General features: G+C 62.0%; 21 protein-coding genes, 1 pseudogene and 2 riboswitches. Of the genes and pseudogenes, 13 read left to right on the forward strand and 9 right to left on the reverse strand.

Annotated features, from left to right (window positions below; translation table 11 throughout):
- Window positions 1–43 precede the first annotated feature (43 nt).
- Window positions 44–1,543: a dynamin family protein gene (locus tag AYM40_RS25410; protein WP_236721081.1), complete on the forward strand. Its 1,500-nt coding sequence runs from the start codon at window positions 44–46 to the stop codon at window positions 1,541–1,543.
- Here AYM40_RS25410 and AYM40_RS25415 read toward each other — a convergent pair.
- A protein-coding gene (locus AYM40_RS25415; RefSeq protein ID WP_148662111.1) for an IS3 family transposase occupies window positions 1,490–3,051 on the reverse strand; the annotation gives its coding sequence in 2 pieces (ribosomal slippage) (window positions 1,490–2,613 and window positions 2,613–3,051; 1,563 coding nt in all). The genes AYM40_RS25410 and AYM40_RS25415 overlap by 54 nt on opposite strands.
- A gap of 110 nt (window positions 3,052–3,161) precedes the next feature.
- On the opposite strand from AYM40_RS25415, the gene AYM40_RS25425 reads away from it, so the two are divergent.
- From AYM40_RS25425 to AYM40_RS25460, 8 genes are all read left to right on the forward strand, one after another.
- Window positions 3,162–3,860: a hypothetical protein gene (locus AYM40_RS25425; protein ID WP_063498957.1), complete on the forward strand. Its 699-nt coding sequence runs from the start codon at window positions 3,162–3,164 to the stop codon at window positions 3,858–3,860.
- The gene (locus AYM40_RS25430; RefSeq protein WP_148662297.1) at window positions 3,781–4,803 is read left to right on the forward strand and encodes a hypothetical protein; all 1,023 of its coding nucleotides are present in this window, start codon (window positions 3,781–3,783) and stop codon (window positions 4,801–4,803) included. The genes AYM40_RS25425 and AYM40_RS25430 overlap by 80 nt, the downstream gene beginning before the upstream one ends.
- A 5-nt stretch (window positions 4,804–4,808) precedes the next feature.
- Entirely contained in the window at window positions 4,809–8,114 is a 3,306-nt protein-coding gene (locus AYM40_RS25435) for an ATP-binding protein (RefSeq protein WP_063498958.1), read from the forward strand.
- On the forward strand, window positions 8,111–8,698 hold the full coding sequence (locus tag AYM40_RS25440; protein ID WP_063498959.1) for an HNH/ENDO VII family nuclease: 588 nt from the start codon (window positions 8,111–8,113) through the stop codon (window positions 8,696–8,698). Before AYM40_RS25435 ends, AYM40_RS25440 begins: the two co-directional genes overlap by 4 nt.
- A 13-nt stretch (window positions 8,699–8,711) precedes the next feature.
- Window positions 8,712–9,119 (forward strand): SMI1/KNR4 family protein, encoded by a 408-nt coding sequence (locus AYM40_RS25445; RefSeq protein ID WP_063498960.1) that lies wholly within the window; start codon window positions 8,712–8,714, stop codon window positions 9,117–9,119.
- An 84-nt stretch (window positions 9,120–9,203) separates the two neighbouring features.
- Entirely contained in the window at window positions 9,204–9,650 is a 447-nt protein-coding gene (locus tag AYM40_RS25450; RefSeq protein WP_236721082.1) for a hypothetical protein, read from the forward strand.
- A gap of 171 nt (window positions 9,651–9,821) precedes the next feature.
- Window positions 9,822–11,096 (forward strand): hypothetical protein, encoded by a 1,275-nt coding sequence (locus tag AYM40_RS25455; RefSeq protein WP_063498961.1) that lies wholly within the window; start codon window positions 9,822–9,824, stop codon window positions 11,094–11,096.
- Window positions 11,093–13,105, forward strand: a complete 2,013-nt coding sequence (locus AYM40_RS25460; RefSeq protein WP_236721083.1) for a hypothetical protein — start codon at window positions 11,093–11,095, stop codon at window positions 13,103–13,105. The genes AYM40_RS25455 and AYM40_RS25460 overlap by 4 nt, the downstream gene beginning before the upstream one ends.
- An 11-nt stretch (window positions 13,106–13,116) precedes the next feature.
- On the opposite strand, the gene AYM40_RS42710 is transcribed toward AYM40_RS25460, so the two are convergent.
- The 3 genes and pseudogenes from AYM40_RS42710 to AYM40_RS40620 form a co-directional block, all read right to left on the reverse strand.
- Window positions 13,117–13,395 (reverse strand): hypothetical protein, encoded by a 279-nt coding sequence (locus AYM40_RS42710; RefSeq protein ID WP_236721084.1) that lies wholly within the window; start codon window positions 13,393–13,395, stop codon window positions 13,117–13,119.
- A gap of 162 nt (window positions 13,396–13,557) precedes the next feature.
- A pseudogene (locus AYM40_RS43840) lies at window positions 13,558–13,806 on the reverse strand (Arm DNA-binding domain-containing protein); the annotation flags it as partial.
- 300 nt (window positions 13,807–14,106) lie between these two features.
- A complete protein-coding gene (locus tag AYM40_RS40620) occupies window positions 14,107–14,298 on the reverse strand; it encodes a hypothetical protein (protein WP_148662298.1) in 192 nt (63 codons plus the stop codon).
- 243 nt (window positions 14,299–14,541) lie between these two features.
- On the opposite strand from AYM40_RS40620, the gene AYM40_RS25470 reads away from it, so the two are divergent.
- The 4 genes from AYM40_RS25470 to AYM40_RS25485 all read left to right on the forward strand — a co-directional run bounded on the left by AYM40_RS25470 (window position 14,542) and on the right by AYM40_RS25485 (window position 19,975).
- Window positions 14,542–15,279 (forward strand): response regulator transcription factor, encoded by a 738-nt coding sequence (locus tag AYM40_RS25470; RefSeq protein WP_063498963.1) that lies wholly within the window; start codon window positions 14,542–14,544, stop codon window positions 15,277–15,279.
- Window positions 15,276–16,739, forward strand: coding sequence for a FecR family protein (locus AYM40_RS25475; protein WP_063498964.1), 1,464 nt, complete (start codon window positions 15,276–15,278; stop codon window positions 16,737–16,739). Before AYM40_RS25470 ends, AYM40_RS25475 begins: the two co-directional genes overlap by 4 nt.
- A 66-nt stretch (window positions 16,740–16,805) precedes the next feature.
- Window positions 16,806–19,319, forward strand: coding sequence for a CHASE2 domain-containing protein (locus tag AYM40_RS25480; RefSeq protein WP_063498965.1), 2,514 nt, complete (start codon window positions 16,806–16,808; stop codon window positions 19,317–19,319).
- On the forward strand, window positions 19,316–19,975 hold the full coding sequence (locus AYM40_RS25485) for a DUF4136 domain-containing protein (RefSeq protein ID WP_063498966.1): 660 nt from the start codon (window positions 19,316–19,318) through the stop codon (window positions 19,973–19,975). Before AYM40_RS25480 ends, AYM40_RS25485 begins: the two co-directional genes overlap by 4 nt.
- Window positions 19,976–19,991: 16 nt before the next feature.
- Here AYM40_RS25485 and bluB read toward each other — a convergent pair whose 3' ends face one another.
- The 5 genes from bluB to cobA are packed head-to-tail and all read right to left on the reverse strand — an operon-like array spanning window position 19,992 to window position 24,133.
- Window positions 19,992–20,651, reverse strand: a complete 660-nt coding sequence (gene bluB, locus AYM40_RS25490; RefSeq protein WP_063498967.1) for a 5,6-dimethylbenzimidazole synthase — start codon at window positions 20,649–20,651, stop codon at window positions 19,992–19,994.
- A complete protein-coding gene (locus tag AYM40_RS25495) occupies window positions 20,635–22,014 on the reverse strand; it encodes a cobyrinate a,c-diamide synthase (protein ID WP_082855298.1) in 1,380 nt (459 codons plus the stop codon). The genes bluB and AYM40_RS25495 overlap by 17 nt, the downstream gene beginning before the upstream one ends.
- A 3-nt stretch (window positions 22,015–22,017) precedes the next feature.
- Complete coding sequence (cobO, locus tag AYM40_RS25500) at window positions 22,018–22,620, reverse strand: cob(I)yrinic acid a,c-diamide adenosyltransferase (protein WP_063498968.1); 603 nt, start codon at window positions 22,618–22,620, stop codon at window positions 22,018–22,020.
- Window positions 22,617–23,240, reverse strand: a complete 624-nt coding sequence (locus AYM40_RS43845) for a cobalamin biosynthesis protein (protein WP_148662299.1) — start codon at window positions 23,238–23,240, stop codon at window positions 22,617–22,619. The genes cobO and AYM40_RS43845 overlap by 4 nt, the downstream gene beginning before the upstream one ends.
- A complete protein-coding gene (gene cobA, locus AYM40_RS25510) occupies window positions 23,237–24,133 on the reverse strand; it encodes a uroporphyrinogen-III C-methyltransferase (protein ID WP_420488517.1) in 897 nt (298 codons plus the stop codon). The genes AYM40_RS43845 and cobA overlap by 4 nt, the downstream gene beginning before the upstream one ends.
- A 223-nt stretch (window positions 24,134–24,356) precedes the next feature.
- Window positions 24,357–24,585: riboswitch (cobalamin riboswitch) on the reverse strand.
- A 79-nt stretch (window positions 24,586–24,664) separates the two neighbouring features.
- Window positions 24,665–24,938: riboswitch (cobalamin riboswitch) on the forward strand.
- The last annotated feature ends 96 nt before the right edge of the window (window positions 24,939–25,034 follow it).

Consider the following 25,034-nt stretch of genomic DNA (forward strand, 5'->3'; position numbering starts at 1 on the left):
CCAGCCTCCTGCCGCAGGTTGCAAGCTGTCGAGCTACAAGGAAATGCGCCTGCAAGTGTGGGTGGAGAAACTGTTCGACGAGTTGAGTCTTCTGTTCAATGGCGACACGCGTTTCGACGTCACCTTTACCGGCGTTGAATCGGACTTTCTGGACGTGGTTGCGGCGGCTGAAGTGGCCAACGCGGGCGGCATGCAGGTGACGGTGAGCTGGGAACAGATCGACTCCAGCGAGGTTCGCCTCGAAAAAATCCGCGGCCTGATGGACGAAGCCACCGAACACCCGGAGTTCAAACTTTTCATCTCCGAAAACGAAGAGGCGCAGAGATCCTTCCTGGAAGCATTCAATAAGGATTTCGACGTCTACGTCGTCGCCACCATGTCTTCGGGGAAATCGACGCTGATCAACGCCATGCTCGGCCGCGATCTGCTCCCCGCCGCCAATGAAGCGACCACGGCCACCATCGCAAGAATCACCGACAACGATTCGATGGAGCAGTGCTTCACGGCCAAACGCGTGGGCGCACAAGGGCAGGTATTGGCGAGTTCGGAGAACGTCACGGCGGAGACGATCAAAGACTGGAATACCTCTGCGGACACGAAGCTTATCGATATCGAGGGCAATATCGAAGGCGTTGAAGAGCGGGAATACGTTCGTCTTGTGTTGACTGATACGCCCGGTCCGAACAATAGCCAGGACGAAGAACACCAACGCACCACGATGGGCTTCGTGCAGGATTCCCGGCGCAATCCGTTGATCCTCTACGTGCTCAATGCCAGCCAGCTTGGCACCAACGATGACAAGCATCTGCTCGGTCTGGTGGCGAAGACGATGCGCAAAGGCGGCAAGCAGAGCAAGGATCGGTTTATCTTCGTTATCAACAAGATGGATGTGTTCGATCCTGAGAACGGCGAGGACCCGGCGTCGGTCCTGACGCGCGTCAGGCACTATCTCGACAGCAACGGGATTCAGAACCCGACGATCTATCCGATCTCGGCTAACCTGGCGAGACTGATTCGCAAGCCGAGCGATGAACATACGCGTAAAGAGCGTAATGACTACAAGAGTATGGCGGATCTGTTCAGCGAGGAACCTCGCATGAACATGCTGCAGTACATGCCGATTACATCAAGGGTCAGGCGCAATCTGGAAGAGAAAAATCTCTCCAGTCTTCTGCTGGGTAGTGGCCTGCCGGCAGTGGAGGCGATGATCGATGAATACATCGACAAGTACAACTTCCCGCATCGCGTTAAGCGTGCCTACGATGCGCTGAGTAAAGCGATTGAGGTTGGTCTCAACGAAACTGGCTTGGTCGAGCAACTGGATCAGGATGAAGCGACGCTTCGCCGGGTTGAGGCGGAAATCGCAGCGTTGAAGGCGCGGCAGGAGCAGGGGTTTGAAACGGATGCCTACAGAGAAAAGGTTCAGGCGGAGGGCATGGCATTGCCTCGCGCTGTGGAGCGGCGCGTGTCAAGGTACTTGTCGCCTCAGTCATGCAGCCAAAGGCTGTTTAAGTGTGGCGTGCGAGGCCATCGTGACGACTGACTCGCGCTCCGGATTGAGGGTGACTGCGCCGACTGGCGTCCAGTCTCGCGTGCAGCGTGACCAGCGTGCCGGGTTGCGTTCCCGCGCCCGAACATACACCTCGTGACGCGCCGCAAGAATCGCGTGATCGTCGCCGTCATGGCGCTGCGCCGGACTGACGTAGCGGATGCTGCTGTGACGGTGGTCGAAGTTGTACCAATGCACGAAGTCGGTTGCCCAGTCGCGTGCAGCATTGAGATCGGCGAAGCCCGTGTTGGGGAACTCCGGTCGGTACTTGGCCGTGCGGAACAGCGCCTCGGCAAAGGCGTTGTCGTCGCTGACGCGTGGGCGCGAGTACGAGGGCTTCACGCCAAGCCAGTGAAGCATGGCCAGCACGGTCGTGGCCTTGAGCGTGGAGCCGTTGTCTCCGTGCAGCACCGGCTTGTCCGCCAGAGTAGCGATGCCCTCGGCCAGCGCTGTGCGCCGCACCAGATGGGCAGCATGGCTGGCATCGTCGCGCTCGTGCACCTCCCATCCGACGATCTTGCGGCTGTACAGATCGAGGATCAGATACAGGTAAAACCATTGACCGGCGACCTCGGCGGGTAAATAGGTCATATCCCAGCACCAGACTTCCCGTGCTGCGCCAGCGATGTGCGTGGTCGGCGGTCGACCCGCCCTGGGTGCTTTGGCCCGGCCGCGATGTGTGGTTTGCCCATGCTCGCGCAGCACGCGGGCGAAGGTGGACTCGCTGGCGATGTACACGCCCTCATCAGCCAGCATGGGCACGATACGCGCAGGAGGCATATCGGCGAAGCGCGGCTCGTTGGCTACGCGCAGCACCTCGGCACGTTCGGCGACGCTCAGCGCATGGGCAGGTTGCGGGCGTACCGCATGAGGCCTGCCATCGCCCAATACGAGGCCCGCGCCGGTATTCCAGCGCTGCAGCGTGCGCACGTCGATGCCGGCCGTCTCGCAGGCCAGGCGTAGCCGCGCGCCGGCCTTGTGCGCGGTGTGGATATCATGAGCCAGCGACTGGCGATCTTCGAGGCCGATCATTCGTCCTCGCCCGTGCTGAAGATCGCCGCGACTTTTTTTGATAGGACCAGCAGCGCGGCCGTCTCAGCCAGCGCACGGTCCTTGCGACGCAGTTCGCGCTCGAGTTCCTTGATGCGACGCCGGTCCTGCTGGGTCTGCTGCGGGCTGGCGCGCGCCTCCTCGGGCTCGGCCAGCGCCTGTGTGGCGCTTTGCCGCCAGCAAGCCAGTTCATGCGGGTACACACCGTTGGCGCGGCACCATGCGCTCCTGGCAGCCTCATCCATCGCAGCGGTCGTCAGCACGGCGTCGAATCGGGCCACCGCTGTCCAGGCCCGCTCGCGAGCGGGCCTGGACAGCGCATCACTGCGCCAGCGCTCCAGCGTCCCCACGCCTACGCCAACCTCACGCGCAACGTCTTCCAACGTCGCGCTCTCCGGCGGCAGCAACCGCGCAACCGCTCTGTCCTTGAATGCTTGTCCGTATTTTGCCAATTCGCTTTCTCATCATCGCCCCCGGGGTTCACCGATTCTAATGGAGCGACAAGTATTCTGACGCGGGGGGGGAGGATGACCTCGTTGAACTCGAGGCCTCGACGGGCGCGATGATCCTTGTGATGCAAGGGGATTTCCAGGGCACGGTCTCGATAGCGAAAGCCGAAACGAAGGTCGACCAGGCGGAAGATAAGCTGAGGTTCGAGTACAAGAAAATCATCAACGCTTATGAGGCGCTGTTTGTCTCCAGTCAGGATCTCATTGGCGAAGAGCTTCAGAATAACTACGAGAGATACATCCAGGGACTATTCGCGGGAAGCCAGGACTTGAATTTGCCGGTTCTCGAAGGCATCCAGAGAAAAATGGGCGACATTTCGTTGAATCTCACGCTTCAGCGCGACGATATCAGAAAACGGCGCGTGGTCGTGGGTCAGCGTGAAGAGAGCGACAGCCGCTGGTACAACCCGTTTTCATGGACAAGAAAGAAGACTGTAAACGTGTACGGAGATGAGGAATACGTTGATCTCGGTGAGTTCTGGAAGGAGCGCTTTATCCAGATCGAGATCGCCTTCACGCGGCTGATACAGGATGCACGCAATGAAATCGAGAACGGAAAGAATAAACTGACCGACCGCTTCATCGAATACATGAATAATGAGTTTGAACCCAGGTTTAACGCATTGTTGGACTCGCTGAGAGGGAAGATAGCTGAGCGCAAGGAGCGCGAGCTTGCTCTTGAGGAGGCCAAGGTCCTGCGCGATTGGATCACGAGTTTCAAGTCCAAACTTGATCAAACTTTGGCTGTTTGAGATCGGGGAACTCATGAACACAATAGACACGACTGTCAACAATGCCCGCCGTGAATTTCTACTGGCGCTCGACGAAACGCAAGTCACTGGTGAATTCTTGATGCAGTTTCTGGTGCAGGCGGAAAACGCTACGCCCAACCTGCTGGATTCATATGTTGCGGACGAGATGCTCGCAGATATCGATACGGCGCGATCCAATTGGGATGTCGAATACTACCGCCGGCAGAAGCGTTGTGCAGGATACAACTTCTCCAAAGAGCGTCTGGAACACTTGATCGCCGTTCGCGACTATTTTCGGCAGGAAGGCTATAAAGGGTTTGTCCCGCAGGCAGCGAGCAGCGGAGGCGTCGGTTCGGACAAGGTTTCTCAAGCCAGGCGCTTCGAAGGCACGCCTTCGGCCTATCGGCCGTCCAGCAACCTGAAGAAGTTCGTCGACGAAGGCGACTTGCTGACCATTCGAACGGCGCTGCGATTTGAACTCAACGATAGCCGGGTTAGCGGGCACGATCTTCAGAATGCGCTGGCTTGGGCAAAAGGACAACTACCCGGCCTCTGCGAGTCGTACGCGGAGAAACACTTCGCACGCGCGATCGACCCGGACCGGAATCAATGGCTTCCGGAGTACTACAACAACCAGACCGTCTATCTGAAGACCAACTTCTCAGAAGAGCGTTTCCTGCACCTCGTGGAGGTGCGGGAGCACCTGCGTCAACTCGGCGTGGAAGGCTTCGCTCCCGTCGCTTCCATCGCTACACCGAGCACACAGAGCCCCCAACCGGCCCCACGCCAGCGCGCTGCCCAGCCCACGGCGGATCAGGCATCATCCACGCCGAGCCCCGAATCACGCACGGCGCGCCCGGAACTGAATCCAATCTTCAAGATTGCCCTGCTATTCGGCGGCGCGCTTGCGGCCGTGGTGGTCTATCTCTCGCTGGTGAAATAAGCGCCATGACAGTGACATCCGTACGCCAACCTGAGATCCAGATTCCCTCAATCAATCAGAACACCGCCACTATGCTCGAAGCCGGGCGGTCCCTGATCAACCGCAGCTATCTGGCGGAACTGGAGCACTATCCCGTTCACGCCTTCACCGAAAAGGGCGTCCCGCTCAACCGCGCCAGCGACGTGCGGATCTTCCGCATTGAACGGATCGTCCAGGGCAACAAGCAGTCGGTGCTCGAGAGCACCACGGCGGCCTATACGGCGTTGGGTGCCGCGGGCTATTCGGTATTCCTGTTTCTGCGCTCGGATGGCGTCGAAACGGAGGTGTTCATTGGCGCGCGAGGCGAGCCGGGAAGAACGCTCGGGCAGAATGCGGGTGAGCTTTTGCGTGAGACCTTCAAAGGCCATTTTTCGGGCAGTTCGCTGCGCCCGCTCAATGTCCAGGAGGTCAATGCATTGCTCGACGGCGTAGCGGTCGAAAAAGACAATGCGGCGGCTAGCATTACCGCAGTCACGGGCGTGCCGGCACTGTCGACGGAAAATCGCGAACACTTCATGCAAGGTCTCGAACGCTTTATCGACGCCGCCGAAAGCCGCGTCTATCAAGCGATCATTCTGGCCGAACCCGTGTCCTCATCGAGCCTGGACCTGATCCGCACCGGATACGAGCAGGTCGCCACCCAGCTTTCCCCGCTGCTGAAGCAACAGGTGTCGTTCGGGCAGCAGGAAAGCGACAGTGTTGGTCTCAGCATCAGCGAGGGGTTGAGTCAATCCTTGGGGCAAAGCCTCGGCCTGACGGAAACCAAGGGCACATCCGAAACGATCGGAACGAATACCACGGAGACCACCGGTACGTCGAGTTCACTGAGCTCGCAAACCACGACGGCAAAGATCGCTTCGATCGGCGGCTCCGTGGCGGGCGCGGCGATTGGCATGGCTGGCGTGGCCGCCGCTGTGGCTACCGGGCCGTTCGCGCCGTTGACGATGGTCGTTGCCGGTCAGGTCGCCAACGCGGCCGCGACGGCGTTCAACGAGCAGCAGACCACCGGCACAAGCAAATCCACGTCGAATGGCCGTAGCGAAAGCCGCGGCACGTCGTGGAGCGAAGCCGCCTCCAGAACGACCTCGAACACCAGGACGACGAGTACGACAGACACCCGCTCGCTGAATCAGACTACCGGATCGAGCCGGCAAATGTCGATCGAGGCGATCGACAAGACCATCGAGCGCCTGTTGTCGAAGATCGACCACCACCTCGAACGTATCGACGAGGCCAAAACCTATGGTGGCTGGAATTCCGCCGCGTACTTTATCGGCGATAGCACCGCGTCTTCCGAATCCCTTGCCAGCATTTTTCTCGGGTTGATCCGCGGCAGCAAATCCAGCCACGAGAACTTTGCGTTGACGACCTGGCAATCAGGCCGTAAGAAATCAATCATCGATTGGCTGACCGCGTTGAGCCATCCGCAACTCAGGCCCAATTTCTCAAAGAATGTACCGATCAGCTACCTGACACCCGCCACCCTTGTTTCGGGTAAGGAGCTGGCGATTCAATTGAGCCTGCCTCGCCGGTCGACCTCCACGGTGGCTGTGCTGGAAACGCAGGCATTCGGACGCAAGGTGCAGCGGCTCGACGGAACCTTCGCCGAGGCAGGCGCGGGAAGAACGCTCACCCTCGGCAACATCCGCCATCTCTGGGAAAACCTGCCGCAAACTATTTCGCTGGATCTGAATCAGTTGTCCAGCCATGTGTTCGTGAGTGGCTCGACCGGCGCGGGCAAAAGCAATACGCTCTATGAAATGCTCAACCAGATCGAAGCCGCGGGCGTGCCGTTTCTGGTGATCGAGCCGGCGAAGGGCGAGTACAAGCACATCTTCGGCCAACGCCCTGACGTAAGCGTGTTCGGCACGTATCCGGCGCACAGCGAACTGCTGCGGATCAATCCCTTCAAATTCCCCGCAGCCATTCATCTGCTTGAGCACGTGGATCGGCTAGTGGAGATTTTCAACGTCTGCTGGCCGATGTACGCAGCGATGCCGGCGGTGCTCAAGGACGCCATTCTCCAGGCCTACGAGCAGTGCGGCTGGGACCTCGAAGCGTCGGCTAACCGCTACAGCGACAGTCTCTTCCCGACGTTCGCCGATCTGTTGATTGCTCTCGAAAGCGTGATCACGGCATCTGCCTATTCGCAGGAGCTCAAGGGTAACTACATCGGTTCACTATCGACGCGGATCAAATCGCTGACCAACGGCTTGAACGGTCAGATCTTCGTCGCCGACGAGATCGACAGTGCCACCTTGTTCGACAGCAACGTGATCGTGGACCTGAGCCGGGTTGGCTCATCGGAAACCAAGGCCCTGATCATGGGCATTCTGGTGATGCGCCTGAGTGAATACCGGATGGCTCACGGCGGCATGAACCAGCAGCTACGCCATGTCACCGTTCTCGAGGAAGCACACAACATACTCAAGCGTAGCGCAGGCGATAGCGGCGCCGAAGGGTCGAGCGTGATCGGCAAATCCGTTGAGATGCTGACCAATGCGATTGCCGAGATGCGCACGTATGGTGAAGGTTTCATCATTGCCGATCAATCGCCGCACGCAGTGGATATTGCCGCGATCCGCAACACCAATACGAAAATCATCATGCGCCTGCCGGATGAAATGGACAGGCGCCTGATCGGCAAATCCGTTGCCTTGCGCGACGACCAGCTTGAAGAGATCGCGAGACTGCCGAAGGGCGTCGCCATCGTCTACCAGAACGATTGGCTGGAGCCGGTACTTTGTCAGGTCAGAAAATTCGCGGGCCATGAAACGCTTTATGTCTACCGCCCGGCGGACAGAGCGATGTCAAACCGAAGCGCGTTCAACGAGCAGGTGCTCAAGCTGCTACTGGCGACGCGTATTCGTAGCACCGCCCCAGCCGATGTGAGCCTGATCGAAGAGGGCATGCGGAGCTTGCCGTTGCTCACGGGAAGCAAGATACCCCTCTATCAGGCCCTCAACGAGTCGAAGCGCGAGCAGCCACTTACGCTGTGGAAACCGGAGCGCTTCGCATTCACCGCTGCGCTGATCGTGGATGTCCTGGGTTGCCGTTCCAGCGTCCAGCAGGCCATCCAGGCCGCGCCTGACTTCGACGCACTACGTGAGCTGCTGGACGCGTTGCTGTCCCCGCTCGCCGACGGTCTGACAGCGGAGTTGCTCCTCGCGACCCAGCAGTGTCTGATGAAGGACTACAGCATGCAGAAAGAAGGCTATCTAGAGATCTACGCCGCCTGGCGAGCCAGTGTTGAAAAAGGGAGCGTCCTGTGAATTTTGAAACCTTCGCGCTTGAGCAGACCGACGTCCCCAACAAGCTGGCGGAGCTAGCCGGCGAGATCCCCGACCTGTGTCTGGATGTCGTCGAGCTTGACAGCCCTATGTTCCTGACTCAGGAAAACCGCCTTGAGCTCCCGTCGCTCAGCGGCGAAACCCGTGAGAAACTGAAGGGCGATGGCTTTCCGGAGAGCGTCCTGGACGCTATTGGCAGTGATGCCGAAGGCCAGATCTATGACAATGCCAATCTCGAGGCAACGGTGGTCAACGGCAAAGATGCCTTGATCCGAACGGACATCGACTACGACAAGGTGGACCTCTTCGGCATGACCAACCTTGAGCGGATGAAGGATGGCCGGTCGCCGCTCGATGCCAATGGACGGCCGATTGAATTGCACCACATCGGCCAGAAGCAGGACTCTCCCCTTGCCGAACTCACCTGCGCTGAGCATCGCGGCAACGGCAACGATAACGTGCTGCACAATAAGCTGAAAGAGTCGGAAATCAATCGGGAAGATTTCGGCAAAGAGCGGCAAGAGTACTGGAAGGCCAGGGCCGAACAGATCGAGTCACAAAGCTAACCGCGAGTTCATTATGCAAATCGTCAAACAACTGGTTGAACGCCATCAGGCCAATACCCGTCCGGCAGACCAGGCAAGCATCCAGGCGCTTGAGCAGAAGCTGCCTTTTCCGTTGTCGAGCGAGTATCAATCATTCCTCTCGGATTTCGGCGTGATTGTGTTCGGCGCCTACGAGACCTATGGTCTTGGCGTGCCGGAAGACCACTACCTCAACGTGCTCAATGCCTACGCCGACCTGAGCCGCGATTCCAGCTATCCGGCGAATGCCGTGCCGCTGCTGGAAGTCGGGGATGGCCAGTACTATCTATACGACAACAAGGCACAGCGGATCGTACTGTGGGCCATGCCGAATGGTGGCATCGTTCGTGTACTGGATGAAGGCCTCGAAGCGTTTCTGTCGCAGAAGATTTTCGGCGAATAGTCCTGGTGAAAACGCGTCCGGCTTGTGGGAGATGGGAGCACATTCTGCCGGGACACGATTTGTCTCCTTGCAGGATTAGGATGGGTGTCCCCTCTTTTGTGGCCGGTCGCTGCTGATATGCCAACTGTACTCGAACATATAGACGCTATCGCTCGTCAGAAACAGCGAGACGTGCTGTACCTGACTTTTTTTGACGATCCGCAGGGCAAGCGAACCGCGTGCGAATGGCCGGAGAATGAAACGCGCGCACAGGTTATCCAGTGGCTCGACGCACACGGTATCGCGTGGCGCGAATGTGGCGAAATCGCCAATCCGAATGTGATGCGCGGCTATCGAGGCAGCATTTATGTCGACGTTTGCTACGACGTGGACGATCCGGTCTATCAGCAGTTGGCTGCGTTGCTTGAGTTGCCCGACGGCACTGTGCGTTTGCCGAACATGCGTTTCTGGGTGCTTTCGCTGGATGTTGCGATGACGAACGCGCATCACGACGAACCCGGTTTCTGGGAGCGTTGGGCGGAAAATTTCTAAAGCCGGGTGTCGGCGGCGCGCGGACAGGCTGTGCACACCTACGTCCATGCAGGCAACGCGAGCGGCGCTCCCCTGGTTTTTCATATTCTCGAATGCATCGGATTCTCTACCGGGAGGAAGACGTCTTTGGGCGTTTCCCCCATTTTTTTGCCACACATTTGACGGCTCTTCATGACCGACTTTGACAGCAATGCCGCCGCCATGCCGGCGGGCGGTCTTCCGTATTTCACCGATGCGGACCCTGAGTTGAGCAGATCGTCCGGCGGCCGCGATCCCTTGGGCTTGCTACCGGTATGGAGCGCGTTCGGGCGCAGACTCGTTCCAAACCTGGCGTCGCCGGTTGGCCAGATGAACGGCATCAAGGCAGTGGTCTTGATCCAATGGCTCGTCAATCTGGATGAACTTCAACCGCTGCTCGAGCGCGACGGTGCCCGTCGACGCTTTTTCCGGCTGATGGAAGGTCTCGTCGAATACTGGCTGTATCACAATGGGTATTCAGCCTGCTTCGGCTACAACGCGCTCGCAGCCGGGGGAGTGAACTTCAGTGTAACGACGAAGATGGGCAAGACCGTTGCGAACGGGCTTTACCAGTATTACCGCGGCACGTGCAGGCGCGCCGGCCTTGTGAATGACAGCTGGGTAGTTGCACCCGGCGTCGCCCGTCAAACGGCCGATTGCTGGACGGAGCGTGCAACAGCCGAACTCGAAGCCGCATTGGCTGAACCGCTCAAAACCGCCAGCAAGTCGCTGTTTCCCGCGCAACATCTCAGCGGTGCGTTGGCGAGTGCGCTGACGGGTGTCTTCAATCAGGACACGCTTCGTCAAACGCTTCAGGAGTGCCTGTTCGGCGATACGTATCAGCAAACACTGGCTCGTCAATTCCTCGCGCTACGCAATCTCGCCGAGACGAAAAAGTGGCATTTTCAGGACTGCGTCGGCGAGCTCGTATTACCGCAGCTCGCCCATGCGATCGACTGTGTCCAGCGATGTGAACCGTTTCTTCTGGTCATGCAGGACGCGTTCGACTATTTGCGCAGCTCACCTGGCAAAAAACTCGATCTCGTCGCACGCGAACTGGACGCCATGCTGCCGGCCATGCGCGAGCGCGCTGTCCGCTTTGTGACGCTCGCGGGTGAACAGGATTCCATGCGCATGAAACATATGCAGGTGCTAGCCGACATTCTTGCCAGTGCTGCAACTACCGTGGCCCCATTGAACGAGACGGTTCTGATGGCGTTCCTGCGCGAGTTGGTCGCCTATCACACGCGATGCATGAAAGAGCGCGGGCGCGACCCGATGGTGCTGATCGAAGGCGACGCGGTGTTGCTGCCCGTGACCGGCGACCGAAGCCGGGAAGACGCGAGGAAGCGCCTCGCAAGTGGCCAACCGTGGATGAACGACTACTACCTGAACACTGCATCGAATCTCTACGAGCAGGTATTTTGAGTACCGATATAACTTCACCCAAATCCGGCGTCGACCACGTCATGCGTACCACGCTCGAGCATATCCGTGACCGCTTCTCGACCGATCATCCCCGTTACGTTCTTTTTACGACCTTTAACTTTGCGTCACGGTTTTTCGAGGCCAACGTGTTGCCACTGCTCGTCGGCGATAACGTGAACGATTTGAAAGGCGCTTCGGAGACGCGCTATGCGATCAACGAGGACCTGAATACTGTCAAATGCCTCGTGGTGTGCGACCGCTCGACCTGCCCCGAGCCCAAGGGCGACATGCGCTACGGCTTGCTGCCGGTTGGCCTTGCTGGCGGCCGCTTTCATCCCAAGCTGATGTTGATGGCCGGCACGCTGAAAGACACGCAGAAGCAGGGCATGTGGTTGTCGGCCGGCAGTAGCAATCTGACGCTGTCCGGTTGGGCGATCAATCGCGAAGTCGTCGGCATGACACCTGTGACCTCTGGCCATGCTGAGGAACTGCGTCCATTGATCACATGGCTGCAAGCCGAGGCCGTGCGCCAATTCGAATTCGGGGGCAACGCCGGGTGCAAGGAAGAGGGCGACGTTCGGCGCATTCTGGACGAATTGCACGCTGCGCTGGACGGCGCCAATCCGTTCGCGCCACCTACGCCAGGCACGCCGACGCTGCATCTTTCTCTGCCCGCGGGGTACGGAAAAAGCGCAATGCTCCACGCGTTGAAAGGAGGGAGCAACTGGCACACGGCTACGGTCGTATCGCCGTACTGGAGCGCGGTGGACACGCTGGTTCAGGCGCTCGGTGTCGAGCAATGCCGCTTTGTGCCATCGCTCACTGCAGACGGCCTGTACCGCTTTCCGCGCGACTCGTCGGACCTGACGCGTCATACATTTGCCGGATTCAGGAATGGTGGTGAACGCTACACGCACGCAAAGGCACTCCTCCTCCAAAACGAGGAGCAGCGCGTACTCTGCATCGGTTCGGCGAATTTCACCCAGGCGGCGATGCTCACTGCGCAGGACCAGCGGTTGATGAATATCGAGGCGATGCTTCGCTATGACCTCGGCGGCGTGCCTGACCCGTGGAGCGCACTGCTACAGCCGCTGGAGGCGCCGCATTTCGCGCAAGCCGCCCCGGACGACGAGGATGAGGGCGCGCCTCCGCTTCCGCCGTTCGATGTAACCGTGCTATACGACTGGGCGGTGGGCGAATTTCGCGCGCATCTGACCGTCACGGGTGATGTGCCGGTCAGCGATATCGCGCTTTGGATTGGCAGCCGTCACCACTGCTTCAACGCTGCCGTCTCCGGTCAGACGCAGGTTATGTCGGAGTGGTGGCATAAGGGCGCGCAACCGGTGCGTTCGTTCTCGGTCACCTACCGCGCCGGCCAGAGCGAACCCATGACCTTTCGTGGCCTGATCACTCAGGTCAATGCCGACGACGATCAACTCGGCTATCAGCCCCGCCCGCGGCTCAGCAAAGTTCTCGAATTGCTGCGCGGCCTCAATCCGCAGCCATCCGATCGCAAGGCGAAGGAGCGCGCACTGTCCGATCTCGCTGACGGTGGGGGGGACGGAGAAGAAGTACCTGCCGATCCGACCTTCGATTTCTTTGGCCTATTTCAGGGGGCGTGGAAGCTCCTCGAGTATTACCAGCGGCCCGGCAGTCCGGGGGGCGGGCGTGATCCATACGACGAACTGGCACCACACGGCGCCGTGACGCTATATCGGGCGATCACCGCGCAGGCCGCGATTACGCACGAGGAAAAGATCGGCCGCTATATCCAGTTGTCGGAGATGCACGACATCGTCGCGCGTCTGGACGGGATGAAGCCATTCGAGTCGCCCGAGACGTTGCGAAATGACATTAAAGCGGAGATCGCTGCGCTTCATGCAGAGATGGTGACCCTGCTCGGCAAATCGGAGTCCTTCAGGTCAATGTTCGGCGAGGCCACGCAGACACGCGTCGAGGGCTTTCTTGCCTGGTTTCGCAAGGAGATTGGCCGGGAAGTGAGTCATTAAACGGGGGCGGTTCAAACAGTGATCTCGGGGCCAGTCAGTACACGCTTGTCTGTGACACGCTCACCGTTGCGACTGCGGCCCTTGCTGCGCAGCCGCCCGCGCATGATCTGGCGCCACCAGTTTGGGGTATTTTCGGGAAGCCGGCCGGCATCGAGCGCGTAGTCCCATGCCGCGCTAAGTTCCATCTTGATGCGGTTCGCATAGGTTGGGCGATCTCGTAACCTTTCCAACAGGTCGAAGGCCATCTTGCGAGTGACGGTTTCAGGAAGCTTGTCCAGAATCGGTTCCATGGGGCTGCCGAGTGCGTATCGAGTATTTGCCTGCACTGCGGGGCTAGCGTTGTGCTCGACGTGTCCAGCTAGATAATCGGCGACGAGGCACCGAACGGTATATGCACCGAGACCATGTTTGGCATCCAGTACGGCGACGTGCCCCCTGGCCCGGCGTCGCGCGAGGGCGGGATCTTTGCCAGTATCACGGATGCCTCGTTTTGTCTCCCACTGAACGACTGCGGCGGCGAGAGGCATTGCTGGCCAATCCCCGAGCTTGATTTGTCGCATGTTACCGTCGAGAGGCGATCGGTATCGGTACGTCCAAGTGCGTCGCGTCGCCGTAGCTTCAAGTCGTAAGCTGGGGAGGTCGTCGAACGCTATATGTTGTTGCGGCTGGAGGAGCTTGGCTCGTCTGGCGTCGAACTTCATCTTGGGTCTGATGTCGGTTTCCGGACTACTTAGATTGGAAAAAAACCTACGCTAAATGTTACGCTGGCCGCGAAGTTTTGCAACGCGACAGCGCACGTCGCCACTACGTTGATTGATCCGATTTATGTTTTAAGTGTTTGTTTTTAAAGTTGTTTTTGCGGTGTCTGTGTGTTTCGATGTATATCTGCCATCGCATCCTCAAACCGGTTTGACAATTCTTAAACGATTTATTTTGAGACTGTTCCTATACTGACTCGCAAATTGTCGAATCGCCGTTACCCGAATGCCGGGCACGGCCACCTATGACAAAAGGCGGGCGGGGCCAATCACCGTGCGGGCGAGACCAGCCGACCCGAATAACGACCCATCGAGGTCGATTTCAATAACCGGCAGAGCTTGAGAGATGTTTGGGGAAAATCCCATTGAGCGGCTCGCCGTGGCCGAGCCGAGCCGGATCGCCGCATCATTGCATCCGGGAAAAAGCAGGGTCATTTTCGCTTATGATGGTCTGCCCCCTCGGTAATCAGCGCGCTAAAGCCAAAAATACGCGCCAATTTCGAGACAAGACGGCAGCAAAGCTGAACGGGGCGCGAGGCAACGGTCCATTAATCGAATAAGCGTGCAGCCGAAGATGAAAACAGGGAGCTGGATTGTCGGTGTGAGTGCCGTCATCCCGGCCATCTGCCGGCTCGCCGGCCACCAGTTACGAAGGACGATGTCGCGTTGCGGGGTTTTATGAGAATTGCAGTCCTGGATGACGATTCGGCGCAGGCCGACCTTGTTTGCCAAACGCTGTCGGCGGCCGGTCACGTCTGTCACGCGTACGGGGCGGGCCGCGAACTGGTGCGGCAGTTGCGGCGCCAGACCTTCGACCTGCTCGTGCTCGACTGGAACGTACCCGACATGTCGGGCGAAGAGGTGCTGCGCTGGGTGCGCGAAAGCCTCTCCGAGCGCTTGCCGGTCCTGTTCATGACGAGCCGCGGCCGCGAAACCGATATCACCTCGATCCTCAACACCGGCGCGGACGATTACGTCGTCAAACCTGTCTCCGCGGCGGTCCTGCTGGCGCGCGTCGGCTCGTTGCTGCGCCGCGCGTATCACCTGAAGCCGCCCGCGACGAAAGAGGTTTTCGGCGAATTCGAATTCGATGTGGGCGCGAAGCACGTGGTGGTGCGCGGTGCGACTGTCGTCGTGACGCAGAAGGAGTTCGAGCTCGCCCTGCTGCTGTTCCAGCACCTGAGCCGGCCGTTGTCGCGCGCGCACATTCTCGACGTGATCTGGAAGCAGGCGACGGACATTCCATCGCGCACGATGGACACGCACGTGTCGATGCTGCGCAGCAAGCTCGGCTTGCGCCCGGAGCACGGCTATCGTCTGACGCCGATCTACGGCTATGGGTACCGGCTCGAGCGGATGGAATCCGGCACGCCGCCCGCGGTGACCGAGGCACGCCCCGAAGCGGGGGACGCGTGACGGTTTCTTTCGATGTGGCAGTGCCCGGCCGCACCGGTTGCGCCGTATCACCGGGCCGCCGCACCGGCGCGCTGCTGGCAACGGCTGGCCTGATCGCGTTGACGTGCTTCGCGCCGGTATCGGCGGATGCGCAATCGTCCCGCGCGCCGAAGCCACGCACCAGAACGACTGCGCCAGTCTATGTGCCCTACGTGACCCACGACGGCGACACGTTGTACGAAATCGCCGGCCGCTATCTGCAAGACGCCGGCGACTGGGCCATGTTGAGCCGCCTGAATCATGTGCCCGCGCCACGCCGCATGCCGGCCGGGATCGCGCTGCGTCTGCCGGCCGACAGGCTCAGACAGGATTCCGAGTCGGCGCGCGTGATGGCGACGAGCGGTCCGGCCGACCGCGCTTTCGGTGAGAGCCCTTACACGCCGCTCTCGGCAGGCACGGCGCTCGGCGAGGGCGATCGCATCCGCACCGGCGACAACGGCTTTGTCACGCTGGAGTTGCCGGATGGCTCGCACGTCACGATGTCGCAAGATGGCCTGCTCGATATCGACAAGCTGCGGCGCACCGTGCTGACTGGCGCAGGCGATCGCGTGCTCGATCTGCGGCGTGGCGAAGTCGACAGCCAGGTCACGCATGCCACCAAAAAGGACGACCGCTTCCAGATCCGCTCGCCATCGGTTGTAGCGGGCGTGCGCGGTACGCGCTTCAAGGTCGCCTACGACGGCGACGTCCGAACCACGGCGGTGGAAGTGCTGGACGGCGCGGTCGGCGTCGACCCGGCCGCAGTCGGCGGCCAGGCCTCTGCGCCGCCGCCCGGCGTGCCGCTGCAGGCGTCCGCGCAACTCGTGAAGGCGCGCTTTGGCAGCATCACGCGGGCAGGCAGCGCGATTGGCGGTCCGGTGGAATTGCTGGCCGCGCCGTCGCTCGCCGAGCCGGCCAAAGTGCAGGACGGCAAAACGGTCGCCTTCGACCTCGTACCCGCCGAGCACGCCGTGGCCTATCGTGTTCAGATTGCGCGCGATGCCGATCAGCTCGACCTGATCCGCGATTTGCGCGTGAGTGCGCCGCATGCTGACTTCGGCGATCTGGCGGACGGCACGTATTTCGTGCGCATTGCCGCGATCGACGTGAACGGGCTCGAAGGCCTGCCTCAGGTGTACGGTTTCGAGCGGCGTCAACTGGGTCTGGCAGCATCGGCGGGCCCGCGCGCCGGCAGCCGCGACTACGAGTTCCGCTGGTTCGTCAGCCGCTCCACGGTCGAGACGCGCTTTCGCTTCGTGCTGGCCACGACCGCCGATCTGCGCCATCCGCTCGTCGATCGGACCGATCTGACGGGTGGCCAGCTCGTGGTAAGCGATCTGCCTGGCGGCGTTTACTACTGGACGATCGTCGCCGAGCAATTCGAAAACGGCCGCTTCTATGAGAAGAGCAGTGCGGTCCGCTCGTTTACGCTTGCACGCTGACGCTGGTAGATTCATCGGACCGAGCCAACAGCCCAGCCGCTCCTTAGCTCTCAACCACGCCACGCTTTGCCGAACCCACCCACGCGCCTGAGCCTCGACCCGCACGCCCGCCTCGGACGGCGCGCCGGCCGCCGCTTTCTGCTCGAATGGGTGGGGATCGGTTGCCTCGGCATTGCGGTGATTCTGCTCAGCTCGCTCGGCCATCTGACCGCCAGCGTCGACAACCTGGTCTACGACCGCTTTCTGAGCCTGCGCGCGCAACCGTTGCTGCGCGACATCGTCGTGCTCGAAATCGACAACGCCAGCATCGCGCGGCTTGGCCGCTGGCCGTGGCCGCGCAGCGTCCACGCGCGGCTGCTCGAACAGCTTGCGAAGGCGAAGCCCGCTGCGGTGATCTATGACGTGCTCTTTACCGAAGCTAATCCGGAAGACGCCCAGCTCGCCCGCGCGATCGCCCGGAGTCCCACCTATCTGCCGATGCTGCTGACTCCGCCGGACAGCGCCGGCCGGCGTGTCGCGGTCGAACCGGTGGCGCCGCTCGCGCAGGCGGCGGCCGGGCTGGGGCATATCAATCTTGAAGTCGACAGCGACGGCATTGTGCGCAGCGTCGCGCGGTTCGAGGGCGACCCGGGTTCGCGCTGGCCGCAGTTGATGGTGCCGGTCGCTCAGGCCGTCGAGCGCGGCGCGCTGCGATTGAGCGAGCGGCCGCGCTGGCAGTCGTCCGGCGCGGCGGCGACCCCATCCAATGACAATGGCGAAGGCGAAGGCCGCTTCCTGATTCCCTTCGGTCCGAATGCGCAGAACTATGCGAAGCTGAGTTTCGCCAGCGTGCTCGCGGGCGATGTCCCTGCGGACAGGCTGCGCGGGCGCATCGTGCTGATCGGCGTGACCGCGTCCGGCCTGTACGACCGCTTTGCGACCCCGGTGTCGGGCGAGCTCGGGCCGCTGCCCGGTGTTTATATCCACGCGAACGTACTCGATACGCTGCTGACCGGACGCGAGCTCGAGCCCGCCGAGCCGTGGGTGCTGTTCGCGGTGTCGCTGTGGCCGCTCGCTGCGCTGCTCGCGGGCTTTCTGGTGCTGTCGCCGCGCCGCTCGTTGCTGCTGACGGTCGCGTTGGGTGTGCTCGCCACGGCCGGCAGCGCGGTCCTGCTATACGGCGCGCGGCTATGGATGTCGCCGATGCCGGCGGTCTTCGGTTTGATCGTGGTGTATCCGATCTGGAACTGGCGGCGCCTCGAAATGACGATGGCCTATCTGCGCAAAGAGCTGCAGCGCCTCGCCGACGAGCCTCACCTTCTGCCGGAAACGCCCCAGCGCCGCCGCGAGTTCGGCGGCGACGTGCTGGAGCAGCATATGGCGCTGATGGCGCAGGCCGCGCAGCGCGTGCAGGACATGAAGCGCTTTGTATGGGACAGCCTCGACAGCATGCCCGAGCCGATCCTGGTGAGCGACGTGCAGGGTATCGTGCTGATCGCGAACCATGCCGCCAAGGCGCATTTCGCGCGCCTTGGCGCGCCGCTGCCGGAAGGCCGGTCGATGCGCGCCGTGCTGGGCGGGCTGACGCTGGTCAAGACCATCGACAGCGGCGCGGCGACGGACGCCGAAAACAATCTGCTTGCTCACGCCCAATGGCCGGCGCTGCTCGATCCCGCGCGCCGCGAGTTCGCCGCGCTGATGGCGCAAGGCGTCGAGGTGCGCGACGCCCATGCGTGCGACCATCTGCTGCGCTACGCGAATTGCACGAACGAGCAAGGTGAGACGACGGGCTGGATCGCGGGTCTCGTCGACGTATCGGCCTTGCATGCGGCCGAGCGCCAACGGGAAGACGCATTGCAGCTGCTGTCGCACGATATGCGCTCGCCGCAGGCTTCGATTCTGGCGCTGGTGGAGATCGAGCGGGCGCGCAGCGAGCCGGTGCTCGCGCGCGGCCTGCTCGAGCGCATCGAGCGCTATGCGCAGCGTGCGCTGACGCTCGCCGACGATTTCGTGCAACTCGCGCGCGCCGAATCGCAAACCTATGTGCTCGAACCGGTGAGCATGGCCGAGCTGATGATCGACGCCAGCGACGAAGTCTGGCCGCAGGCCCACGCCAAACGCATCACGCTGCAAACCGATGCGGATGGCGAGACCGCTGCCGACGAGGGGCACTGGATCTGCGCCGACCGCTCGCTGATGACGCGCGCACTCGTCAACATTCTGAACAATGCGGTCAAGTACAGTCCGCCGGACACGCGGATCACGTGCAGTCTGAAGAGCCTCGGCGCCTCGGGCGGCCTCGCACAGGCGGCCGCCCGAGGCGCGGCAAAACGCGTGTCGTGTACGATTCGCGACGAAGGCTACGGTATTTCCAAGGAGCAGCAGACGAGTCTGTTCGAGCGCTTCCGGCGCTTTCACGAGACGGAGCGGCCGGAGGTGGGCGGCGCGGGATTGGGCATGGCGTTCGTCAAGATCGTCGTGACGCGCCATGGCGGCGATGTCGACGTAGTCAGCGCGCCTGGCGAGGGAACGGCTTTCACGATTTCCCTGCCGGCACTCGATGATGCGCAGTCCGATTCCGCCGTAACGATGCGCTCATGATCCATGAACCCTCACGTTATCGAAGCGAGAAGCTGGTGAAAGCGATATCGATCTGTGCCGTGCTGGCCGCGGCGAGTCTGACCGGATGCGCGGGCTTGAACGCCGACGTGCACACGGCGAACCCTTCGGCCGTGCTGCAGGGCGAGCGCACCTATGCGATTGCGCGTATGCCGTCGCAGGATGCGAGCGCGGATTACCCGCAATTCGAAACCATGCTGCGTGATGAGCTGGCGAAGAACGGCTTCATCGATACGGTCGATACAGCGGGCAAGTCCGCGCACTATTTACTGTCGATTGCGTACGACACGCGGCCGGCCACGGTCGGCGTGGGCGCGAAGGATTGCGTGCCAGGTGCGTGCGAACGCTCGCCCGAAGCGCCGTTTTCGCTGTTTGGCGGGCGCGCTTATCAGCACGCGTTGACACTGCGGTTTTTCGAGCGGTCGAGTGGACAGGAAGTTTACAAAGTGAGTGCCGCCAGCAGCGATCGCGATCCCGATCCGTTGCACGCCATGCCGGTGCTCGTGAAAAGTGCGCTGGCTAAATTTCCGTTCGATGCTCCGCCCGACTGGCGCGTGAAACTGCGCACCGAGACGACGGGCGGTGTGCCGGAGGTGGTTTCGCTTAAACCTGTTCAGCGTCTTCAGCCGCAGCCGTAAGACGCCCGCGCCCGCCTTATTCTGGCGCTTTGTTCTCTTCCGGCCAGCGGTTTTCGAACACGCAATCGGCGAGCGGCATACGGCTTGCCCAGCGCTCGGTTTCCAGCATCGGCTCGCTATAGAACCGATCGACGTGGCCGAGACACAGGATCGCCACTGGCCGCGCGCCCTCGGGCATATGCAGCAGCGTACGGACCGTATCCACGTCGAATAGCGACACCCAGCCCATCCCGAGGCCTTCCGCGCGCGCCGCCAGCCACATGTTCTGGATCGCGCACGCCACGGAAGCCAGGTCCATCTCCGGCAAGGTGCGGCGTCCGAAGATGTGCCGCTCGCGGCCGTCCATCAGCGCCATCACCAGCAGTTCGCCGCATTCCAGCATGCCTTCGACTTTCAGCTTCATGAACTCTTCGCGACGCTTGCCGAGTGCGTCGGCGGTGGCGAGGCGTTCGCTTTCGACGGTCGCGTGCAACGCCATGCGCAAAGCCGGGTCGGTGATCCGCGTGATGCGCCACGGCTGCATGAAGCCGACGCTCGGCGCATGATGCGCCGCGTCGAGCAGGCGTTGCAACACGGCAGGGTCGACCGGATCGCGCACGAAGTGGCGCATGTCGCGCCGTTCGTAAATCGCGCGGTAGACGGCGGCACGCTCGGAATCGTTAAAAGGCTTCGCCATGGAACAGGGCGGCCGTGAAGGCCGGGTTGGAGGGCCAATAAGCGTGCATATAGGTCGCCACGATGGACCCGGCGCGGAACACGGCCTCGCCGGGTCCATCGCTATTTGGCCGGGTGGCTGAACGCAGCGGCGTGAGCGGCGTCGTCAGCTTCGAATAATGGAAAGTGTGGCCGGTCATTGGACCGTGCAGACTGTCGATCTGTTGCATGCCGAGCGCGGTAAAGCGCGTCTGCATTGTCGCATGGCCGGGCAGCAGGCCGAGCATCGGCGTGCTGGCGCCGCGCGTGTCGGTGAGCCGGTCGAGCAGATAAAGCATGCCGCCGCATTCAGCGACGATCGGCTTGCTCGCGGCCGCGTGCGCGCGAATCGTTGCGGCGCTGCGCGTGTTGCCTGCCAGCAAGGGCGCGTGCAGCTCGGGATAGCCGCCTGGCAGGTACAGGGCGTCGGCGTGCTCCGGCAGGGCTTCATCGGCGAGCGGTGAGAAATAGTCGACGTGCGCGCCGAGCGTGTCTAACAGCGTGACGTTGGCCGGATAGATGAACGAGAACGCGGCATCGCGCGCAATCGCGATGCGCTTGCCTTCCAGCAGACGCGGCAGCGCTTCTGGCACGGGCGCGCCGAATTCGACCTGCGGCGGCAATTCAGCCAGCGCGGTTTGCGCGAGCGCATCGGCGGCGCGATCCAGGCGCGTGTCCAGATCGTCGATCTCCGCGGCCTGATGCAGGCCGAGATGGCGATCGGGCAACTCGATTTCGTCGTTGCCGGCGACGTGCCCACACCAGCGCAGCGCCGGCGACAATGCCTCTTCGAGCATCTGCGCGTGCCTTGGCGAGCCGACGCGATTGGCGAGCACGCCGTAAAACGGCACTTGCGGCCTGAAGTGCGCGAGGCCGAAGGCGACCGCGCCGAAGGTTTGCGCCATCGCTTTCGCTGAAATCACCGCGAGCACCGGCACGCCGAACGTGGTTGCCAGATCCGCGCTGCTCGGCGTGCCGTCGAACAGACCCATTACGCCCTCGATCAGGATCAGATCCGCTTCAGCGGCCGCTTGCGCGAGCAGGTTCCGGCAGGCCGGCTCGCCCACCATCCACAGATCGAGCGACAGGACCGGCGCGCCGCTGGCGCGCGCCAGAATCATCGGGTCGAGAAAGTCGGGGCCGGTCTTGAATACACGCACGCGTCGCCCCAGCCGCCGATGGTAGCGTGCCAGAGCCGCCGTAATCGTGGTCTTGCCTTGACCCGACGCGGGCGCGCTAATGAACAGGGCGGGGCACGCCCCGGGGGAGGTGCTCTTGGCGGACGCCCCGGGGGAAGTCCCTTTGGGCGACGTTCCGCAGGAAGTGCTCTCGGGGCGGGTGGGCATTGCTCAGAACTCCACGCCGCGCTGCGCTTTCACGCCTTGCTCGCGATACGGGTGCTTGACGATGCGCATTTCGGTGACGAGGTCGGCGGCTTCGATCAGCGCGTCGGGCGCGTGACGGCCGGTCACCACCACATGCAGCATTTCGGCGCGTGCGTTCAGTACCGACAGTACTTCGTCGAGCGGCAGGTATTCGTACTTCAGCACTGTGTTCAGCTCGTCGAGGATCACCATCTGATAGTCGCCGCTCTCGATCATGCGGCGCGCTTCGTTCCAGCCTTTGCGCGCGGTGGCGATGTCGGCGTCGCGATTCTGGGTGTTCCAGGTGTAGCCGTCGCCCATCGTGACGAAGTCGCAATTGGCGATCGCACCGAGGAAGTCGCGCTCCGAAGTGTGCAGCGCGCCTTTGATGAATTGCACGACGCCGAGGCGCATGCCGTGTCCAAGCACGCGCACGGCCATGCCGAACGCGGCGGTGGTTTTGCCTTTACCGGTGCCTGTATTGACGATCAGCAGGCCTTTTTCGACGGTGGCGTTGGCCTGCTTTTTCTCGTGGCCTTCGCGCCGGCGTTCGGTCATGCGTTGGTGCGATTCGGGGTCGGTTTTCATGAAAGGTCCTGTTCCTGATGGGCGTTGTTTGTCTGTTCGCGGGCGGGCTGGGCGGTGATCGAGGCGATCGCAACCGTGACGCCGCCGTGGATGGTTTTGCGCACGAGTAGCCGTGCGTTGGGGGGATTGGGCGTGATCGATGCAACTGAGGCGGCTGGGACAGTTGAGGCAGCTAAGGCAACTGATGCAACTGATGCAACTGATGCAACTGAGGCAACTGCGGCAGCTGAGGCAACTGAGGTACCCGATGCACCAGAGGCAACCGATGCCAATGCCGATGCATAGGCCGCACGAACTGCGCTGCCCGCATCAGATTCGGCCGCCGCGGCGAGCAGGGCGCATGGCTCGCAGACGCCGTCTATGCCGAGATGCTCGCGCGTGGCCGCCGACGGATCGCTCACGGAGATCGCCGCAATCTGCGCGCGGCTGAACAGCTTCAGCGGCAGCGCATGACGGGCGCAGAATTCGAGCAGGCCGGCTTCGTGGGCTTTGGTGTCGACCGAGGCAATCGCGCTGATTTCATCGAATGCATGCGAGCCGAGTGCGGCACGCACGGCCGCTTCGATCTGCTCAGCCGAACTGTGCAAGCGACAACCGATGCCGATGCTGAGGGTTTTCATTGCGCGTCCGCGGCGTTTGAATCTTCCGCGGTATCCGAAGCGTCCGCGGCGTCTGCCGCTCTGGCTGAGTTCGCCATATTTGCCATTTCCGCCGTTCCCACCGCCCCCACCGCCCCCACCGCCCCCACCGCCCCCACCGCACCCGCCTCACGCACCGCGCCAGAACTCACAGCATCCCGCGCCAAAGCCAGCGATGCCACTCCGCCGATCACCACGATCGCCGGCGAGCCGAGTCCGGCGCGCGCGACCGCGTCCGCGAACTCGCCGAGTTGCGAGAGCGCATGCCGTTGCTCGGGGCGCGTGGCCGATTCGATCGCCGCGCACGGCGTATCTGCGCTCATGCCGGCCGCGAGTAACGCGCCGGCGATATCGTTCAGCCGCCGCATGCCCATGTAAATCACCAGCGTCATCCGCGTGGCGACAAGCGCGCCCCAGTCCGGCTCGCTGCTGCCGGCGCCGTGCCCGGTGACGAACACCACGCCTTGCGCGTAATCCCGATGCGTCACCGGAATACCAATTGCCGCGGGCGCCGCGATCCCGGCCGTGATGCCGTTGATCACCTCCACGCTGATGCCCGCTGCGTGCAGCGCCTGCTGTTCTTCGCCACCACGGCCGAACACGAACGGATCGCCGCCTTTCAAACGCGCGACGCTGCGTCCGGCCCGCACGTGTTCGAGCATCTGCGCGACGATGCCGGCCTGCGGCGTCGACGGATGCCCGCCACGTTTGCCGACGTACACGACCAGCGCGTCGGCGCGTGCGAACTGCAGCACGTCGGGGTTCACCAGATCGTCGACCAGCACCACATCGGCTTGCGCCAGGGCGCGAGTCGCCTTGAGCGTCATCAGTTCGACATCGCCGGGGCCGGCGCCGATCAGCCAGGCGCGGGTCATCGCGGCATGCATGGCGCGCGCCATGTCGTGACTAGCGGGAGCGGGTGAGGCTTGATGCGGCCGGAGGCGGCGGAAATCGAGGTCATGCGGTGCTACAGATTACGCGCGACGAACAACGCTGCTCGCTGCGTTTCCCTCAGGAAAACGCTAGCGGCTGCGCCACGTCGTGCTTTAGCGCCTTCACATCCGTCCCTCGCGGATTCCGGCGGCCGGCAGCGTGACGTTCACTGCCTCCGCGTCTGGCCGGTATCCGGGCTGACGGCCTCATGCGTTTTGCCTTCCCGTCCGGATTCGTCAGACAGTGGCATCAAAAACGCATGCGCGATGCGAGAGCACCGCAGGTCGCTTACCGTTGCGGGGACAGCACAGGTTAAGCGCAGCGAGCGCGGCCTGTTTCCCGTTTAACTGCACATGCGAACGCATATGCGGGCACCAAACGCGCGCATACGATAGCACACGGCAGGCCGCGCCGGCACTGCGCAAAAGCCCTGCCGCGGCCGGCGTTTCCTTGACGGCACAGGGCTCTCGGCCTAAACTCGCACGCACTTTGGTGCTCGTGTGCGCGCTCGTGCGCATGCAGTTAAACGGGAAACAGGGTGCCCGCCTGCAATGGATCGGGTCAACCTGTGCTGCCCCCGCAACGGTAAGCGAAAAGCGGTGCGTTCTCCAGCGCCGCGGAGCCGGCTTCGATGTCCACGCGCAAGGCCGCGTCGGCATATAACCACTGGGCGAGAAACCACTCGTCCGGGAAGGGGAAGCGGCGCTTTCGCCAGCCCGGATACCGGCCAGACCAGGAAGAACGACCACCGCGGGGATGCGGCGGTGCGTTCAGGACTTCATTCCCGTTTTCTGTTTTTCGGTTGCCTCGGCAACGCCGTTGTTCGTCCCCGTGCTTTGTTAT

This window comes from Paraburkholderia phytofirmans OLGA172 (genome assembly GCF_001634365.1).
Lineage (GTDB): Bacteria > Pseudomonadota > Gammaproteobacteria > Burkholderiales > Burkholderiaceae > Paraburkholderia.

Bases quoted from the DNA above. Each gene is read 5' to 3' on its own strand.
- AYM40_RS25485 (WP_063498966.1), top strand. From the start codon at position 19,316: ATGATCCATGAACCCTCACGTTATCGAAGCGAGAAGCTGGTGAAAGCG.
- AYM40_RS25425 (WP_063498957.1), top strand. From the start codon at position 3,162: ATGATCCTTGTGATGCAAGGGGATTTCCAGGGCACGGTCTCGATAGCG.
- AYM40_RS43845 (WP_148662299.1), bottom strand. From the start codon at position 23,240: ATGAAAACCCTCAGCATCGGCATCGGTTGTCGCTTGCACAGTTCGGCT.
- AYM40_RS25410 (WP_236721081.1), top strand. From the start codon at position 44: ATGCGCCTGCAAGTGTGGGTGGAGAAACTGTTCGACGAGTTGAGTCTT.
- AYM40_RS25470 (WP_063498963.1), top strand. From the start codon at position 14,542: ATGAGAATTGCAGTCCTGGATGACGATTCGGCGCAGGCCGACCTTGTT.
- bluB (WP_063498967.1), bottom strand. From the start codon at position 20,651: ATGGCGAAGCCTTTTAACGATTCCGAGCGTGCCGCCGTCTACCGCGCG.
- AYM40_RS42710 (WP_236721084.1), bottom strand. From the start codon at position 13,395: ATGGAACCGATTCTGGACAAGCTTCCTGAAACCGTCACTCGCAAGATG.
- cobA (WP_420488517.1), bottom strand. From the start codon at position 24,133: ATGACCCGCGCCTGGCTGATCGGCGCCGGCCCCGGCGATGTCGAACTG.
- AYM40_RS25445 (WP_063498960.1), top strand. From the start codon at position 8,712: ATGCAAATCGTCAAACAACTGGTTGAACGCCATCAGGCCAATACCCGT.
- cobO (WP_063498968.1), bottom strand. From the start codon at position 22,620: ATGAAAACCGACCCCGAATCGCACCAACGCATGACCGAACGCCGGCGC.
- AYM40_RS25435 (WP_063498958.1), top strand. From the start codon at position 4,809: ATGACAGTGACATCCGTACGCCAACCTGAGATCCAGATTCCCTCAATC.
- AYM40_RS25495 (WP_082855298.1), bottom strand. From the start codon at position 22,014: ATGCCCACCCGCCCCGAGAGCACTTCCTGCGGAACGTCGCCCAAAGGG.
- AYM40_RS25455 (WP_063498961.1), top strand. From the start codon at position 9,822: ATGACCGACTTTGACAGCAATGCCGCCGCCATGCCGGCGGGCGGTCTT.
- AYM40_RS40620 (WP_148662298.1), bottom strand. From the start codon at position 14,298: ATGACCCTGCTTTTTCCCGGATGCAATGATGCGGCGATCCGGCTCGGC.